Raw genomic sequence first — 17,218 nt, 5'->3', positions numbered from 1 at the left:
TCCTCCCAACAAAAATCTATTCATAATCTTTCACTGTCGAAAGATATACGCTCATAATGAGAGCCATGGCAATAAAAACAGCTAAGAGAGAACTACCACCATAGCTTAAGAAAGGAAGTGGCAATCCAGTAACAGGAAGAAGTCCCATGCTCATGCCAATTGATTCTATAACCTGGAACCAAATCCATGTTGCCAAACAAGCGACTAACACCTTTCCTCGTGTATCCTTACAACGAAGACCAGCTTCGATTATTTTCCAAAATAAAATAGAAAAGAGAGCTAATAGCAAAATAGCTCCCAAAAAACCAAATTCCTCAGCATAAACGCTAAAGATAAAATCAGTATGTGGTTCCGGCAGAAAACGAAGCTTACTCTGAAGCCCTTGAAGAAAGCCTTTTCCAAACAGCCCACCTGAACCAACAGCAATTCGTGATTGAATAACGTTATATCCTGCTCCTAGAGGATCCAGAGCAGGGTTCAAAAAGACAAGTAACCTTTTTTTCTGATACTCTTTCAAAAATTGCCACCCTATAGGAAGCAACATAAAACCCAAACTAGTTAGCGTCAAGGTATATTTTTTCGGAGCCCCTGCAATAATTAAAGCAACGAAAGTCATAAGGCCATATACTATAGTACTCCCCAAGTCTGGTTGTATGAATACAAGTAAACTAGAAACGGAAGCAAGAGCCAGCCCTCCTATAAAACGAGATAACGTGTCTGGCGGATATCGACATAAATGTTTGGACAAAACAAGTGCCAGACCTATTTTCCCCGCCTCAGAAGGTTGGAAATGAAAGGGACCGAGGTTCAGCCAACTTTGAGCACCTTTTATTGTTAACCCCATGATAAGAACGATGAGAAGCAATATGACAGATGCCCAATATAAAGGGTACGCCCAACGAAGCAAGCGACGATAGCCTATTTTCAATACGAGCAGAAAAACAACAATAGAGATACCGCCCCATACAAGCTGACGGAGAGCAAATCCACCAGTTCTATGAGTAACTCCTACTCCTGCACTGTATATAGATATAACGCCTAAAGCAAAGAGAGCAAGTACCGATAAAAAGAGTACTTTATCTCCATATATTAGAAGTTCCTTTAACGATAGCTTCTTTTCATCCATCCGGCTTCATAATCTCTATTCGCTCTTATTTGTCCTTTTAATTCTCACAACTGGAATGTTTGCAACAAAGGCAACCGATTTATCTGCTCTATCGAGATCCATTTCAATGTTACCCGTATCAATCTCCATGTATTTAGAGAGAACTTCTATCATATCCTTACGAAGTTCTTCCATAAGACCAGGAGAAATATCAGAACGATCATGAATCAATACGATTTGAAGTCGTTCTTTTGCTGTTTTCTTCGTTCCTTGACGTCCGAAAAGTTTTTGAATTATTCCCATCATGCTCTTCTCTCCTCCTAGATCTCTATAACCCGAACAACCGTCTTATCCCAGAGAAAAATCCGGACCCTTCGTGACTGTTAAGATTCAAAAAGGGTACCTCTTTTCCAAGAAGACGATCCGCAATATTCGTAAACGCCTGAGAAGCAAGAGACGTATCTCCACTGGTGAGTGGTTCTCCCCTATTCGCTGATTTAACAACGCTCTCATCATCAGGTACGATTCCGATAAGTTCTATGGCCAAGACATCAAGAACGTCCTGAACATCAAGCATTTCTCCTTCTTTGACCATTTTCGGTTTGACTCTGTTGATAACAAGGCGAATAGGTGCTTTTTCCATAGATTCAAGAAGCCCTATGATACGGTCAGCATCGCGCACTGAAGGAATTTCAGGAGTAGTTACGACGAGAGCTTCAGTTGCCCCAATTGCAGCATTTTTAAAGCCCCCTTCTATTCCTGCAGGACTATCTATAAGAATAAAATCAAAGTCTTCTTTTTTGAGCATTTCGCACAGATCTACCATCTGTTCGGGATTTACTGCATCTTTCGTTCGCGTCTGAGCTGCCGGAAGCAAGAAAAGGTTATCTACCCTTTTATCTCGTATTAAAGCTTGAGGAAGACGGCATGCACCCTCTATAACATCTATAAAGTTGTAGACTACACGATTCTCCAGCCCCATAACAACGTCAAGATTTCTAAGACCAATGTCAGCATCAATGGCCACTACTTTAAATCCAGCTTTGGCCAATGCAAAAGAAACGTTAGCGGTAGTTGTTGTTTTACCAACACCACCCTTACCAGACGTTACAACTATGACTCGAGGCTCCACGAAAATCCCTCCATTCCCTATGTTCTTATAATTTTAGTTCTCGAACAAAGAGAGAACCTTGTTCAAGCGTGATAATAACAGGGTGTCCCCACCATTCCATTGAACTATCAAGGTAACTTCCTACTTTATGACCCAACCTAACTTGTTTTGCCTGGAAATCTCCTACTACGATATTTTGCCCCTCATCACCATCGGAGCCAGCATGTGCGAGACCTTTCAGACGCCCCCAGATACAAATATTGCCAGAAGCTATTACTTCCGCTCCATCATTGATATGTCCAATAACAACAACGTCGCCTCCATGCTCTATTCGCTGACCGGAACGAAGTGACCGTATAAGGAAAAGAGTATCACAACTTTTTCCCTTCCGCGGAGAAACTTCACGAGCAGGCTCACCCGTTTTCATCCCCCAGGATTGAAGTAAATACTGGCTCTCTGCATCATACGTAACCCACGATGAAATACATACATGTTGGGCATAAATAAATTCATTAAGAAGACGTATTATAAAATCCTTGCCTAAAGAACGACCTTGAAAGTCAAGAATAACTTTCATCCCCAACAACGCTTTTGCCTGAGATGAAAGACTAATAAGGTCTGTTAAAACATCTTTTTCAGATAATTCCTCAGGAACAATAAGACGCAGACCTTCACCTGTTCCCTTCAATTGTACTGGAGTTTGAAACGTTTCCATAGACTCCATACTCCTTCCTTCTTCAGGTCGAGAAACCTATTTCGTCAAATCATGCCCTACGAGGTAAGCCAAAATTTCACCTACAATAGGAGCCGCTATAGAACTTCCATGTTCTCCTGCTTCAACAACAGCCACAGCAACGTAGCGTGGCTTATCTACCGGTGCATAACCTGCGAAAAGTGCGTGATCAGCACCATGAGCATTTTGGGCCGTTCCAGTTTTTCCTGCAACAGTTACCCCGAAAGTTCCAGCTCTCCAACCTGTTCCTCCCTTTACAACTTTTTCTAATCCCTCTTGAACAATCTGCATATTTTTCTTGGAAATATTCAATTGTTTGGGGGGAACTGCATTTCTTCTATAAAGATAAGGCGTAACTAATTCGCCTCCATTAGCAAATACCCCATACATCCGAGCTAATTGAATCGGAGTCATCAAAAGAAAACCTTGTCCAATAGAATAATTGACCGTGTCTCCCTGATACCATGATTCCTTTACAACTCTTTCTTTCCATTCACGACCAGCCCTGTTACCAGAAAGCTCCCCAGGAATATCTATCCCTGTCAACTCTCCGACTCCAAATTTCTGTCCCCAATTCGCCAGTCTGTTAATTCCTAATTTTATTCCTACTTGATAAAAGTATACATCACATGAACTGCTTAAAGCTTCTTTTAATGATATACTACCATGTCCGCTTCTTTTCCAACACCTAAAAGTTCTACGACCCAATTGAAAAGCTCCGCTACAGAAAAAACTTGTTTTAGGCGTAACTTCCTTTTCTTCAAGAGCCGCTATGGAAACTAAGGCCTTAAATGTGGATGCAGGAGGATATACTCCCGCAATACTCCGATCAAGCATAGGCCGCTCCGGGTCGTTCAGCAATGACCGCCATTCCTTAGCGGACACTCCCCAAGCCAAGGGGTTATTATCATAAGAAGGGGAGGTATAGAGCACTAAAACAGCTCCTGTTTCAACATCCAACGCTACAACAGCTCCTCTATTGCCCTCTATAAGATCAGCCGCTAATCTCTGCGCCCCTAAATCAAGAGTAAGGTAGAGATCTTGTCCCTTCACTGGAGGCTTAAAATCCAGATCTTGAACGCGTCTTCCCCGGGCATCAACTTCTATTGATTCTTCACCGGGAAGTCCTCGTAAAAGAGATTCATATGAATACTCTACGCCAGCTTTGCCTATAATATCTCCGCCTACATAATCCCCATCTCGTTTCGACTTCAACTCATCTTCACTTATTTCAGCAACATAACCTGTAACATTTGCAGTCAAAGCCCCTGAAGGATAGGTTCGACGCCATACTGGAACAGGGAAAAGCTGAGAAGGGAATTCCGGGTCAGCAATAAGTTCTGCCATTTGGGTCAATGTAAGATTTGAAACAACGCGTACAACCCGATAAGGCGCCCAATATTGCCGCTTCACGGTGGCTTTTATTTCTTCAGGCGTTAATGGGATGCCATGTTTTTGGAATATCCTTGATGTTTTAACTGCAAGTTCATCTTTTTCGAGATCAAGAGGATACCCCATAATATCGAAGGTGCGGATATTAATTGCCAAAGGGGCACCATTACGGTCAAAAATATTTCCACGAGATGGTGCAAGGCGAATAAATCGAAGACGATTATTAGCCGCTAGTTTAATATAGCTATCGGCATGGATAATCTGAAAAAAGTAAAGGGCCACGGCAAGTAAAGCTATAGAGCCAAGGATGACTACTCTCCATATGCGGAGACGTCGATCTATATCAGTTCGAGAATTAGACATCGTTTTGTTCGGTCCTCCACGCATAAAGAAGACATGCAAACATAACCATGGGGATAAGAACAGCTTGCTGAACAAGGAAGGCTTTTAAAATAGTCTGCTCACGGAATCCCCACATAAGTAATCGAATGAATGTCAAAAGTAGGTGAGAACTCCATACTAAAAGGCCAAAAGCAGTAATGCTTCGGGCTGAAGATGGCAAAGAAAACCATATCCATCGGGCAAAAAATATAGATACAACATAAAGTCCAGAAGAAACACCTATGAGACCAGGCCAGCGTAAATCCCATAACAGCCCTCCGATAAAACCTATCCAAAGAATAGATATTCCTTCTTCGTGATTTTTTAAAGCTGAATAAAGAAGAACGAGAAGGAAAATTTCAGGAACTAGAAAATGGCCTGAAGAGAAAACGCGAAGAAGATCTTGAATATACCAAGCTATAACAAAGGAAATCATTGTTCAGTATCTCCTTTGAGTACTTCAACACTGTACAATTGAACAAAATCAGCCCCTGGTTCGATTTTATATGCGACAAAACCTCCAGAAAAATGCCGCAAGTCACCTGTGACCTTTCCTACAGGAAGGCCTGGAGGTAAACTTTCACTAACAAGAGCAGTACTCACCGTCATATTTTTTTCTATTGATCTCCCCTCAGGGATATATTGAAGCCATATGTCTCCCTGTCCATCTCCTGTCACAATACCCAAATCACGTGTCTGGTCCACAACTACAGGAATAAAAAGAGACGCAGAAGTTATTAGCTCCGCCCATGAATACCCTTTTTCGACACGGGTGATTCGGCCAACAAGATTTCCGTTTTGCAAAACAGGGGATCCGGGTTGTAGTCCCTTTTCCTTCCCTTGATTTATTCGTATTTCTGTCCACCAATTTTCTGGAGAACGAAGTGTTATTCGAACATATTCTGCCGACTGCTCGATTTTTTTCTTTATTTCCTCTACTTCATCTTTATTAATAGCTAATTTGAGCACCCAATTCTCTTGCGATAACTCTTGTATCTGCGCTATAAGGTCAGCTCTTTCCTTAAACCAAAAAGATACTTTTCTAAGGGTATCACTTAAAAAAACGGCTGGAATTTCAGGATAGTATAAAAATTTTCCTACCCAGTCACTTGGTGTACGAAACGCTGAAAGCTGAGGAGCAAGAGCCAACAGCAAAAGGCTCGTAGCAAGGGCCACGAGCCCGTGTATAACTTCTTTACTGAAATCGCCAGAGTCTGGCTTGCGCATCTTACAATCTCCAATACATTACTGTGAGCCTTTTTCAACAGAGAGAAGAACCTTTTTCATATCATCAAGATTCTCAAGTATTTTCCCCACTCCTTGAGCTACTGAAAAAAGAGGATCTTCAGCAACAATAACGGGTGTACTTAACGATTTCGAAAGGCGTTCGGGAAGGCCACGAAGTTGGGAAACTCCTCCCGAAAGGATTATACCTTGATCTACAATATCTTTGGAAAGCTCAGGTGGTGTCTGCTCCAAAGCTACCTTTACCATATCTTCAATTCGACGAATAATAGGTTCAAGAGCCTCTCTAACCTCAGAGGACGTTACAACATCAGCTTTAGGAAGACCATCAGCCAAGTCTCGCCCCTTTACTGCCATCTCCAATTCTTCTTCTAGTGGGAGAGCCGAACCAATCTGTATTTTCACTTCTTCAGCCGTCGTTTCACCAATGAGAAGAGCATATTTTTGTCGTAACATGGCTATAATGGCTTCGTCCATATCCTGCCCTGCAGTACGAAGCGAATTTGTAACCACTATACCTCCAAGGGAAAGAACGGCAACTTCACTCGTTCCACCACCAATATCAAGAATCATGCTTCCTCGCGGTTCTTTAATCGGAAGGCCAACTCCTATTGCTGCAGCAACAGGCTCTTCAACAACATAAGCTTCCCGTGCACCAGCCCCTAATGTAGCATCAATAACGGCCTTTCGCTCAACTTCCGTAACTTCCGCAGGAACTGATATGACTACTCTAGGATGAGATAAAACCATACTTCCGCCTGCTGCTTTTTTAAGACAATAACGAATCAATTCCTCTGTCATATCAAAGTTAGCTATAACACCATCCTGCATTGGCCATATCGTATAAACTCCTGTTGGCGTCTTACCTGCCATTGCTTTGGCTTCTCTTCCAACAGCAATAACTTCTATATTTCCGCCGCCTTTTATTTTCTTACGGATAGCCACAGCAGAAGGCTCGTTAATTACAATTCCCTTCCCCTTCACATATACAACGATATTGGTCGTTCCCAAATCAATACCAACGTCTGTTCCAAACATACCAGAAAGAAATCTGAACACTTGAACACTCCCCACCTTCATGTGGTATACCGCGAGGGAACCCGTATTTTTTCCCCTCCGGCAGCAATAAAATGCCCAATCAATTTTATATCGAGCACTTTGAGATTCCGCTCTACAAACTCAGTTAATAATATATCTTCCCTGCTAGGAGCTAACATACCATTTGGATGGTTATGAACTAAAACCATTCCTTTTGCGTCAAGGCGAACAGCCCTTCGAAATAAATATTTTACATCAAGGTACGCTCCTTCAATACCTCCATATGATATCCTATCTCTCGATATTATATTTTCCTTATCATCAAGAAACAAAGAAACAATTACTTCTCTATCTTCATGCGAAAGAAGGTGACACAAAGAGATTACCTTATTTTCCCATTTTTCGCATTCTCCTTCTCTTTCTGTTTCTGTTTCGTATATCATCAAACGTCTGCCTAACTCCATGGCAGCTGCAATAACTGCAACCTTAGCCTTCCCTATACCTCTTATTTTGTAAAACTCGGAAATGGAGGCTTGTGATATACCTTTCAATCCACCCAACACATGTAATAACTCTGCCGACATTTCAAGAACGTCTCTGTTTCCACTGCCTGTACGAAGAAGTACTGCAAAAAGTTCTGTTAATGAAAGTGCAGCAACTCCCTCTCGAAAAAGCCTCTCTCTTGGGCGTTCAGAGGGAGGCAAATCTTTTAACTTCACGAAAAACTACTTTTTTCTCTCTGGCCAGAAGGGATTTGACTCTCTTTCCTTCCCAATAGTCGTTTCTGGCCCGTGTCCAGGAAGAACTGGCATTGAATCTGGCAGAGTTGTTAATTTTTCAAGAGAACGAGAAAGAAGTTCTCCATCTCCTCCGGGAAGATCTGTTCTCCCAACGCTCCTGGCAAAAAGCGTATCACCAGACAGGAGCAACAGTTCACCGTTATGATCAACCGCAAAACAAAGACTTCCAGGAGTATGCCCAGGAGTAGCTATAACAGATATCGAAAATTCACCTATTTGTAGTTTGTCGCCATCCTCCAGTAACCGAGAAGCTTTCCATCCAACAAAATCCAGACCTAACCATTGAGAAAGATTCAAATCTGGATCACTTAAAAGATTCTCGTCATCTCGGGAAACGGCAACCCCTTTTGAAGCATAAGGGGCAAGAGAGGAAAGTCCTCCAATGTGATCGATATGAGCATGGGTCAAAAGAATCCATTCAAGATGGATATCATTTTCTTGCATGAATGAAATTATATCTGCAGGATCTCCGCCTGGGTCAACAAAAAAACCAGTCTTTTGATTATCCCAAAAGAGGAAACCATTTGTCCATAAACTTCCCAGGGGAAAGCGCTTATAATTCATTAGAGAACCTCCGGTGTATCAATTATGAGCGTAACTGGACCATCATTTACAAGTTCAACCATCATATGAGTTTGAAATACTCCCGTTTGAACAGGTACATTTCGTTCTCTAGCTTTCTCTACAAAAATAGTATAAAGCTTATCAGCCACATCGGGGGAAGCCGCTTCAACGAAAGAAGGGCGCCTTCCTTTTCTGCAGTTACCATAAAGAGTAAACTGAGAAACAACAAGCAATTCCCCGTTTACATCAAGAAGAGATCTGTTCATCTTCTCATCTTCATCTTCAAAAATTCTTAAATTAACTACTTTTTCTACAAGCCAATCTACATCGGCCTCTGTATCTTTTACAGAAACACCTAACAAAACAAGAAGCCCTTTATTTATGTTGCTTACCCTTTCAGCATCCACGGATACTGATGCCGATGATACTCTTTGAACAACAGCTCTCATATTTTACCTTCACCCCCGGATGACTTCTATGACATTCTTAACCGCATTCAATCTAGCAACAACCGTGTAAAGATGCTCTATGTCTCTAACTCTGATCTCTATCTTCATTCGGGCAAGGGTTCCACCAACAACGTGAGCCTTGATCCCAACAATATTTCCATCACTTGCCATTATAGCCTGAGCTACATCAGTAAAAAGGCCAGATCTGTCCATAGCTTCAAGCTTCAATCGTGTCGTGTAATAATTCCCCCGCGTTCCAGCACCCCACGAAACGTTTATAAGTCTCGATTCTCCCGCCTCTTGTAAGTTAGGACAACCTAACCGATGAACAGTAATACCTCGAGTGCGGGTAGAATAACCGACAATTTCATCTCCTGGAACCGGAAGACAACAGCTTGCTATAACAACCTGAACACCTTCTGCGCCCTCTACTATAATATCGGAATCTGTTTTCTTTATGCCGGAAACTGGTACTTCTTCGGGTATTTCTGGTAATGCAGGAATCTGAGCCTTTCCTATCAGTTTCTGTATGAGCGTTGAAGGATTTAACGTATTGTTTCCAACAGCGACGAGGATATCTTCCCCATTGGAGTGCCCTATTTCACGGGCTATTTTATTGAGAAGGGGAATGAGTTCCTCATACTCTGTATTTATTTCTTCAACATTCCGTCTCTTTATTTCGCGTTCAAGAAGTTCATATCCGCGTTGAATTTTTTCTTGACGTTCCGCTTTTTCCTGCTGTCGGAAATATGAACGTATTTTACTCTTCGCTTTTCCACTTCTAGCCATTTTTAGCCAATCACGAGAAGGTGTTCCCTGGGGAGATGTAATAATTTTTACTATATCTCCATTCTTCACCTCGTAAGTCAGCGAAACAATTCTATTGTTAACCATAGCTCCTACACATCGGTTACCCACCTGTGTATGGATCGCATATGCAAAGTCTATAGGCGTCGATCCCTTGGGCAGTGAAACGACCTTTCCCTGGGGCGTAAAAACAAAAACATCAGATGTAAGGACATCTTCTTTCAAACGCTCTAAAAACTCTGAGGGACCAACTTCATGATCTCCTTCCAGGGCTTGGCGAATCCAAGTCAGACGAGCATCTAAATCATCGAGGACATTGCCTCCCTCTTTATATCGCCAGTGAGCTGCAATACCATATTCTGCAAGTCTGTTCATATCAGATGTTCGTATTTGAACCTCTAACGGTTCTCCCATAGGCCCCACAACAGTTGTATGGAGAGACTGATACATATTTGTTTTCGGATTAGCTATATAGTCGTCAAATTGTCCGGGGATAGGTTTCCATATTGTATGAACAATACCTAAAACAGAATAACATGTTGCTACATCGTCTACGACAACTCTCAAAGCCAAAAGATCGTATAGCTGTTCAACAGAAAGCTTTTTACGGTTCATTTTTTCATATATGCTATAAAAATGCTTAGCGCGGCCTTTAACTCTGAAGTGAATATTTTCTTGTTTTAGTCGTTCCTGGAGGATTTCTATTGCTTTTTTAATAATAGCTTCTCGCTCAGGTAATTTTTTTCGAACTCGACGACGTATTTCATAATACATATCAGGATCGGAATATTTAAAGGCCAAATCTTCTAAGCCTCGTTTAACTTGATATATTCCCAAGCGGTGAGCTAAAGGAGCATATATTTCCAGCGTTTCCTTTGCTATTCGTAACTGTTTATCTTTGCGAAGAGCCCCTAGCGTTCGCATATTATGAAGCCTGTCTGCCAATTTGATAAGAACAACACGAATATCCTTGGCCATAACAACAAACATTTTTCGAAGATTTTCAGCTTGATAATCTTCAAAAGATTTAAAAGGCAGTTTTCCTAATTTAGTAACGCCATCAACAAGGGTAACGACTTCTTCCCCGAAGGTTGACTTCACTTTTTCGGCAGAAAGAGCCGTGTCTTCAAGAACATCATGGAGAAGAGCTGCAATAAGCGTTACAACATCAAGCTGCATATCTGCCAGTATTGAAGCCACATTAATACTATGTACCACATATGGATCGCCACTTGAACGTTTTTGCTCACCATGAGCTTCCGCTGCAATAACGAAAGCTTCGCCTAATTTTTTTAACTCTTCCTTTGTTAAATAATAAGTGACCTTCGACCATAATTCGTGCCAAGCAAATTTAACAGAAATAGTTCTTTCGGTCTCTGGAATTCGGCCAATGTAGCTATCACGCAACTTCCCCAACGTCTTCTTATCAAGTCCCAAGCTCTTAAGATGACGTTCTTGCTCACTAGGATCAATTGGATCTATTTCATATTCCAAAGAATCAGTATGTATCTCTACCATGGCTCGGTCACCTTTCAAATCAAGAGTCTACAACAATATAATCGAGCATAAACTGAAGATGGGCTTGCCCACGCCAATAATTAATACTCGGATGGTAGACCCAGCCCTCAATTTTAGACGAAGGTATAGACTGAAGCATTTCCACACTGTTAAAAGCAACGAGAGACTCTGAACCACATTGTATCTTTGCATGAATGCCTGTTTTTCCCAATGGAATAACTTGCTCATCTCCCTGTCTTTCGCAAAAAAGCAACGGACAAGGATTCCCCATTCCAAAGGGACCAAGAGGCAACGCAGCATTCCAATCCTCAAAGGTGATTCGTGAAGGATGTAAGGCTAATGCAGATATTTCAGGCTCTTCATATTTTACACTAGAAAGTATTTGCTCTAAATCCACTTTAAGCTTCTCCCAATTATCTTTGGTCACAGAAAAACCTGCTGCTTGCTTATGCCCACCCCAAGCCTCAAGTTGCCCAGCAAGACAATCAAGAACATGTACAGCATTTCCGCCGTCTGGCATACGCAATGTTCCTCGGATCCAGTCTCGTACAGGTGCCGCCAAGACTACAGGAGCATTCTTTTCAGAACATAGGCGACTCGCTACACCACTCAAAACACCGACTGGCCAAGATTCTTCAAAAAGAACATGTTTCGAATCTTCATCGACAACTTTCGCAGCCTCTTTGGTTATTCGTGTTGAAAGGTTTTGTCTCTTTCTATTTATTGAAATAAGTTCCTCCACGCGACTATCAATGTTATCTTCACCAATTAAAACTTTTACTGCGAGATCTGCATAAGAAAGGCGACCAGCAGCATTAAGACAAGGTATAACTTTCATGGCAAGATGTTCTTCATTAATGAAACGCTGGGAAAGCCCTAATTTTCTAATAAGCTGCTCCAATCCAATCCGGCTGGAAAAACGAATTTTCTGAATGCCTTCCTTTACCAAAGCTCTGTTTAAAATTTCAAGAGGCATACAATCAGCGACGGTAGCCAAAGCTACTAAATCAAGACGATCTAGCAGCCACCTACGCGGCATAATTTCAAACTGATAGGCCCACATCCATAATACAGCTGTTGCACAAAGCCGACGAGCCTCATTATCGCCATCTATTTGTGGATTAACGACAAAAGAGTCAGGAATTTCATCTCTGTCTGGTAGGTGATGATCAAAAACAAAAACATTCATCCCCTCTTTACGAGCCGCTTGTAAGATATCTTTATCTTTTGTACCACAATCAACAATAACAAGGGTATCACACCCTGCTCCAAGAAGTTGTTGAACAACGTCTTGATGAAGCCCATACCCTTCAAAATGCCTGTGAGGAATATAATATCTGACTCCTGTTGCTTGCCTTTGACATAATTCCATTGCTAAAGTTGTGGATGAAACTCCATCCACATCATAATCACCATAGACAACAACATTGCCCAATGAAGAAAGACTTCGCCATTTATCCGCCACCACTTTTGCCGCTTCACCAAGAAAACAGGAAGACGTTAAGAAATCAAGGCTCGGACGAAGCCAGGCCCGAGCCTTGTCTATATCGTGAAGAGAAAATCTTCCTTGCATATCTAAAAGAGCAGCAACGAGAGGCGAACAATTTAATTCATTGGCAATGCTGTAACTTGTTGTTGCCGGCACTGCCACTTTAAGTTTCGATCTTGAACAAAAAGATGTCACTGTTTGTCATTTTCCTCTCTTTGCGTAAAGTCTGGTTCTACTATTTCAGTTTCTGCATGCGTTTGCACTTTTTCTACGGTTGAAGAAGATACCGCTGCCGTAGCATTCATAGCATTAAGCAACGACATGCGTTCCTCTTCCATCTTTTTTACCTTGCCTTCTAACTCACGAATCTGTTTCTTATACTTTACTCGTGATTCGAGAGCTGCAGACATGGAAACAAGCCACATGAGAACGCAGCCTCCTGCAAAAACAGCTACCTCCCAAATACCTTGAGGAACCTGACGAGTCCATATTAAAAACTTGACAGTAATCTCCCCTGTATTCTGAAAAGCAAAAACCGCAGATAACATCATTGCAAGTCCCACAGCTAAAGCGTAACTCCTCATGTGACTCCCTCCTCAGGATCCGACTACCCACTAACGACGAGAGCCGGCTGGTAGATTCATCCTTTCGAGCCACTCTTTTTTATCTTCTTTTTCGAGGCTCTTCAGATACTTTTCTTTTTCTCCATGCTTCCACAATGGATCATAAATCTCTTTCATTTCACGTGCATATTCATCAAGAGCGCGAGGAATGCTACCAGAAAGTATTTTTTCTAACCCTTCGTGACACGGCCTTGCTCCAAATTTTTTGACAGCATCTCGTAGCACTTCTGGATGATCCAAAATCATACACGGACGAAGAAGGTTATCATCTCCATCGTATGGAAGTTGGTTACGAATATACGTGAAGAATGGACTTCCTGCAATCTCCACAAGAGATTTTTCCCTAATATTATCAACTGCAAAGGGAGCAAAAACACATGGCTCAACGCTTCCATCAGAAATCACATGCCAATAACGCTCTCCAGCAGCCATACACCCATCAACATATGGCCCGTCATTCCAAAAATCACCTATGAAGATTGGAAATTCTCCACTATGGCGCCACTCTTCAACCTTTTTATGTAACATTGAACGCTGCTTAGGTGTCGACATGTACGTCAAGTCGGGATTTTCCCCTATTGGAACGTATTGGAAAAACCATCCTATTTTACAACCTCTGTCTATCATCGTCTTAATAAATTCATCGCTCGACATATAATCCGCTGTATTACGCGTATATGTAGCACTAAATCCGAACATTACTCCGGCTTCGTTAAGTCGACGATAAGCAGCTATCACCTTATCATATATTCCCTGACCACGTCGTAAATCAGTGAGTTCTCGACTTCCTTCCACAGAAATCATGGGCATAACATTACCCAAATCAACAAGTCGTTGCACCATTGTATCATCGAGAAGTGTTCCATTTGTATAGACCTGGAAGTAACAATCGTCATGTTTTTCCCACAAATCAAGCAAATCATTGCGGAAAAAAGCTTCTCCTCCAGAAAATGTAAAAAAGTACATGCCCAGCTCTTTTGCATCGGTAAGAAGCTTATCAAGTTCTCCAAATGTAAGTTCATTACTTGTGTCATATTCGGCAGCATAACATCCCTTGCAATGAAGGTTACATTTCATTGTAGGGCTAATAACCATGAAATTAGGCAAATGGACATTATACTCTTTCTCTTTTTTGTCACGGATACCTCTGCCAAGGACCATAAAGTTAACAACAAGATTTTGAATAAATTTGGAAAGGCAGTGAGGATTGAGTTCCAGGGCAATTCGACGAACAACCCCCACAAAGGGATCATTCTGTAGAACCATGTCTGAAAGCTGTTTAAAAGTTTCTCGATGATACCGCGCAGGAGCAATACTTGCAATTGCTCTGAAAAGAGATGCTAGTTGTCTATCATCCCCTTTCCGAAGCATTAATGCAGCTTTTTCGATAGCTTTTTGGGAAAAATGCCCTTTAGCTTTATCGATCATTGAAATGGCCACTTTCATCATCTCCTTTAAGTGATTTTGACCTTGACCATTTACTTTTTTTCGAAAAGGCGAATTTTTTTCATTTTAATAGAGTATTTGCATTAAGTAAAGCAAATATAAAACATGTTAAAAAAACAGGGGGCAAGAAAGAAAGTTCTTTCGCCCCCTGGGATCCTCTATTACAAATAAGAGAAAATTACATTATTTTTTGTTAGTATCTTTTAAATACCATTCCGTTAATAGAGAGCCTGCCACATAAATCGAACTATATGTTCCTACGACGATACCAACAAGCAAAGCTAAAGAGAAATTAGCTATAACCGGTCCACCCCAAATGAAAAGGGCAAGTACAGGTAGGAACGTTGTCAAAGATGTATTGATCGTTCTTGACAGAGTTTGATTGATAGACATATCAAGCAAGTTGGCAATTCCCTCTTGTCTCAAATACTTCCAATTTTCACGTACTCTATCAAGTACGACTATTGTATCATTAAGAGAATAACCGACAATAGTTAAAATAGCAGCGATGAAAGGCAAACTAATCTCTCGACCAGTAAGACTGAAGACACCCAATGTAATAATAGAGTCGTGAATTAGTGCAGCAACGCTGACGACGGCAAATCTAAACCGGAAGCGAACTGTTATGTACGCTAAAATTCCCAAAAGGGCAAGTCCCACAGCAATTAACGCTTCGCGGCGCAATTTTTCGCCAACAACTGGTCCTACCTTCTCGAATCGAAGCACTTCCATGTCCTGATATTTATCTTTAAGTGACTGGATAACTTCTTTGCGAGATTCCTCTGTATCGGCATTAACTCGAATAATAACTCCGCGATCGCTATAAGCCTGAATAACAGCCTGTTTTTGGCCAACTCCTGCCAAAACATTACGAACATCCCCTACTGGAACAGGAGAACTAAACTCTACTTGAACGACGTTACCTCCTGTGAAGTCTATACCCAAATTGAGTCCCTTCACTAAAAGGAGTCCAAGGCTCACTACAATAAGTACCAGGCTAAGAAGGATCGCTTGTCGCCGATGCTTCATAAGTTGAAAAGAAAACTTTTTATTGAACATGTGCAAACCCCCCTCGCCTATGAACGGTGACTAGAAAAAGAAGCTTTAGAACCACTCATGAGAGCCTGGAGTAAAACACGGGTGACAATAACTGCGCTGAAAACGCTCGCTAAAATCCCTATGCTTAACGTAACAGCAAACCCTCGAACAGGACCACTTCCGAAATAATAGAGAACTCCTGCCGCTATAAGAGTAGTAACGTTGGCATCAAGAATGGTTGTTAACGCTTTTTTAAATCCTGCATCAATTGCAGCACTGGGCGTTTTACCCATTTCAGACTCTTCTTTTACTCTTTCATAAATCAAGATGTTTCCATCTACTGCCATTCCGATAGTCAAAATAATACCGGCTATTCCTGGCAAAGTCAGAGTTGCCTTCAAGCTGATAAGGCCAGCAAAGACAAGAAGGATACATACACCAAGCGCAACATCGGCTGCTAAACCAAGACTTCTATAGTAAAGCAACATAAAGCCCAAAACAAGCAAAGTACCAATAAGTCCCGCTTTAAGTCCAGATCTGACAGAATCTGCTCCGAGGCTGGGTCCAACAGATCGGTTTTCTATTACTTCTACAGGAACAGGAAGGGCGCCTGCTCGAAGCATTATGGCCAAACGCTGAGCTTCTGTAGCAGAGAAACGTCCTGAAATCTGCGCATTACCACCACTGATACGCTCTTGAACCACAGGCGCAGAAACTACATTTCCGTCAAGGATAATAGCTATCTGTTTCCCTACATTATCTGCCGTCGCCTGTTCAAAAAGCTTTGCACCTTCAGAATTAAACTCAAGAGTAACAACTGCCCGCCCCAAATTATCAAACTGAGTCTTGGCATCAACAAGATGTTTCCCGCTTACAAGAGCTGAACCAAGCAAAAAATATCTGCCTTCATCATCTTGGGCGACAATTGCACCTTCAATAGTTTGAGACTGTTTTTCCAGTTCAGATTTGTATGTTTCAATTTCACTCTTAGCTTCGTTCCATCTTTCTTGGGCCGTTTTGAATTCTTCGTCGTTATCATAATTAGGCCGTTCAGGGCCAGGAGGGACTGCCGGAGTTGCACCGATAACCTTCCGGAACTCAAGCAAGGCTGTTTTTCCAATAAGCTCAAGTGCTGCTTCAGGATCTTCCACACCTGGCAAATCGACTATTACACGATCCCGTCCCTCTCGCTGAATCACCGGTTCCGCAACACCATACTGATCTATACGATTTCTTAAAACAGCCAATAGCCGTTCTATACTATCGTCAGTAAGGGCACTACCTGGCACAGACTTTGCCTGGAGAACAATATGCGCTCCGCCTTTCAAGTCAAGACCTAAATTTATCTTTCCTTTTATAGGAAAGACAGAGAGCAGGGCGGCAACAATTACCACTGCAACTAAGACAAGCCGCCATCGGTCTTTCTTCAACATGACTTTAACCTCCCTAAACCTTAAGTTCCAAAAACTTTAACATTGA

The 17,218-nt window shown here is 41.8% G+C and carries 17 protein-coding genes; all 17 read right to left on the bottom strand.

Features of this window, described 5'->3' with window-relative positions; genetic code table 11:
- Positions 1–16: 16 nt before the first annotated feature.
- The 17 genes from rodA to secD all read right to left on the bottom strand — a co-directional run bounded on the left by rodA (position 17) and on the right by secD (position 17,172).
- A complete protein-coding gene (rodA, locus tag ACZ5GY_RS02750; protein WP_213691628.1) occupies positions 17–1,126 on the bottom strand; it encodes a rod shape-determining protein RodA in 1,110 nt (369 codons plus the stop codon).
- A gap of 15 nt (positions 1,127–1,141) precedes the next feature.
- Positions 1,142–1,408, bottom strand: coding sequence for a cell division topological specificity factor MinE (gene minE / locus ACZ5GY_RS02745; protein ID WP_213691641.1), 267 nt, complete (start codon positions 1,406–1,408; stop codon positions 1,142–1,144).
- A gap of 25 nt (positions 1,409–1,433) precedes the next feature.
- Positions 1,434–2,237, bottom strand: coding sequence for a septum site-determining protein MinD (minD, locus tag ACZ5GY_RS02740; protein ID WP_213691629.1), 804 nt, complete (start codon positions 2,235–2,237; stop codon positions 1,434–1,436).
- Positions 2,238–2,262: 25 nt separating this feature from the next.
- On the bottom strand, positions 2,263–2,931 hold the full coding sequence (gene minC / locus ACZ5GY_RS02735; RefSeq protein WP_213691630.1) for a septum site-determining protein MinC: 669 nt from the start codon (positions 2,929–2,931) through the stop codon (positions 2,263–2,265).
- Between the two features lie 36 nt (positions 2,932–2,967).
- Positions 2,968–4,704, bottom strand: a complete 1,737-nt coding sequence (mrdA, locus tag ACZ5GY_RS02730; protein ID WP_213691631.1) for a penicillin-binding protein 2 — start codon at positions 4,702–4,704, stop codon at positions 2,968–2,970.
- Positions 4,697–5,158, bottom strand: a complete 462-nt coding sequence (gene mreD / locus ACZ5GY_RS02725) for a rod shape-determining protein MreD (RefSeq protein ID WP_213691632.1) — start codon at positions 5,156–5,158, stop codon at positions 4,697–4,699. Before mreD ends, mrdA begins: the two co-directional genes overlap by 8 nt.
- Complete coding sequence (gene mreC, locus ACZ5GY_RS02720) at positions 5,155–5,949, bottom strand: rod shape-determining protein MreC (RefSeq protein ID WP_213691633.1); 795 nt, start codon at positions 5,947–5,949, stop codon at positions 5,155–5,157. The genes mreD and mreC overlap by 4 nt, the downstream gene beginning before the upstream one ends.
- An 18-nt stretch (positions 5,950–5,967) precedes the next feature.
- Complete coding sequence (gene mreB, locus ACZ5GY_RS02715; RefSeq protein ID WP_213699768.1) at positions 5,968–7,047, bottom strand: rod shape-determining protein MreB; 1,080 nt, start codon at positions 7,045–7,047, stop codon at positions 5,968–5,970.
- Positions 7,044–7,724, bottom strand: a complete 681-nt coding sequence (locus tag ACZ5GY_RS02710) for a JAB domain-containing protein (protein WP_213691635.1) — start codon at positions 7,722–7,724, stop codon at positions 7,044–7,046. The genes mreB and ACZ5GY_RS02710 overlap by 4 nt, the downstream gene beginning before the upstream one ends.
- A gap of 6 nt (positions 7,725–7,730) precedes the next feature.
- Complete coding sequence (locus ACZ5GY_RS02705) at positions 7,731–8,369, bottom strand: MBL fold metallo-hydrolase (protein WP_213691636.1); 639 nt, start codon at positions 8,367–8,369, stop codon at positions 7,731–7,733.
- Positions 8,369–8,818 carry a D-aminoacyl-tRNA deacylase gene (dtd, locus tag ACZ5GY_RS02700; protein ID WP_213699769.1) on the bottom strand — a complete coding sequence of 150 codons (450 nt, stop codon included), beginning with the start codon at positions 8,816–8,818 and terminating at the stop codon, positions 8,369–8,371. The genes ACZ5GY_RS02705 and dtd overlap by 1 nt, the downstream gene beginning before the upstream one ends.
- Before the next feature lie 9 nt (positions 8,819–8,827).
- Complete coding sequence (locus ACZ5GY_RS02695; protein ID WP_307879496.1) at positions 8,828–11,143, bottom strand: RelA/SpoT family protein; 2,316 nt, start codon at positions 11,141–11,143, stop codon at positions 8,828–8,830.
- A gap of 19 nt (positions 11,144–11,162) precedes the next feature.
- Positions 11,163–12,827, bottom strand: coding sequence for a single-stranded-DNA-specific exonuclease RecJ (locus ACZ5GY_RS02690; protein WP_213699770.1), 1,665 nt, complete (start codon positions 12,825–12,827; stop codon positions 11,163–11,165).
- Positions 12,824–13,216: a LapA family protein gene (locus ACZ5GY_RS02685; protein ID WP_213691783.1), complete on the bottom strand. Its 393-nt coding sequence runs from the start codon at positions 13,214–13,216 to the stop codon at positions 12,824–12,826. Before ACZ5GY_RS02685 ends, ACZ5GY_RS02690 begins: the two co-directional genes overlap by 4 nt.
- Before the next feature lie 30 nt (positions 13,217–13,246).
- Positions 13,247–14,695 carry a radical SAM/SPASM domain-containing protein gene (locus tag ACZ5GY_RS02680; protein ID WP_213691784.1) on the bottom strand — a complete coding sequence of 483 codons (1,449 nt, stop codon included), beginning with the start codon at positions 14,693–14,695 and terminating at the stop codon, positions 13,247–13,249.
- 189 nt (positions 14,696–14,884) lie between these two features.
- Positions 14,885–15,760, bottom strand: coding sequence for a protein translocase subunit SecF (gene secF, locus ACZ5GY_RS02675; RefSeq protein ID WP_213699771.1), 876 nt, complete (start codon positions 15,758–15,760; stop codon positions 14,885–14,887).
- A gap of 17 nt (positions 15,761–15,777) precedes the next feature.
- Positions 15,778–17,172: a protein translocase subunit SecD gene (secD, locus tag ACZ5GY_RS02670; protein WP_213691786.1), complete on the bottom strand. Its 1,395-nt coding sequence runs from the start codon at positions 17,170–17,172 to the stop codon at positions 15,778–15,780.
- Between the last annotated feature and the right edge of the window lie 46 nt (positions 17,173–17,218).

This window comes from Aminobacterium thunnarium, from assembly GCF_055390565.1.
This window is presented reverse-complemented; position numbering and strand designations above follow the sequence as displayed.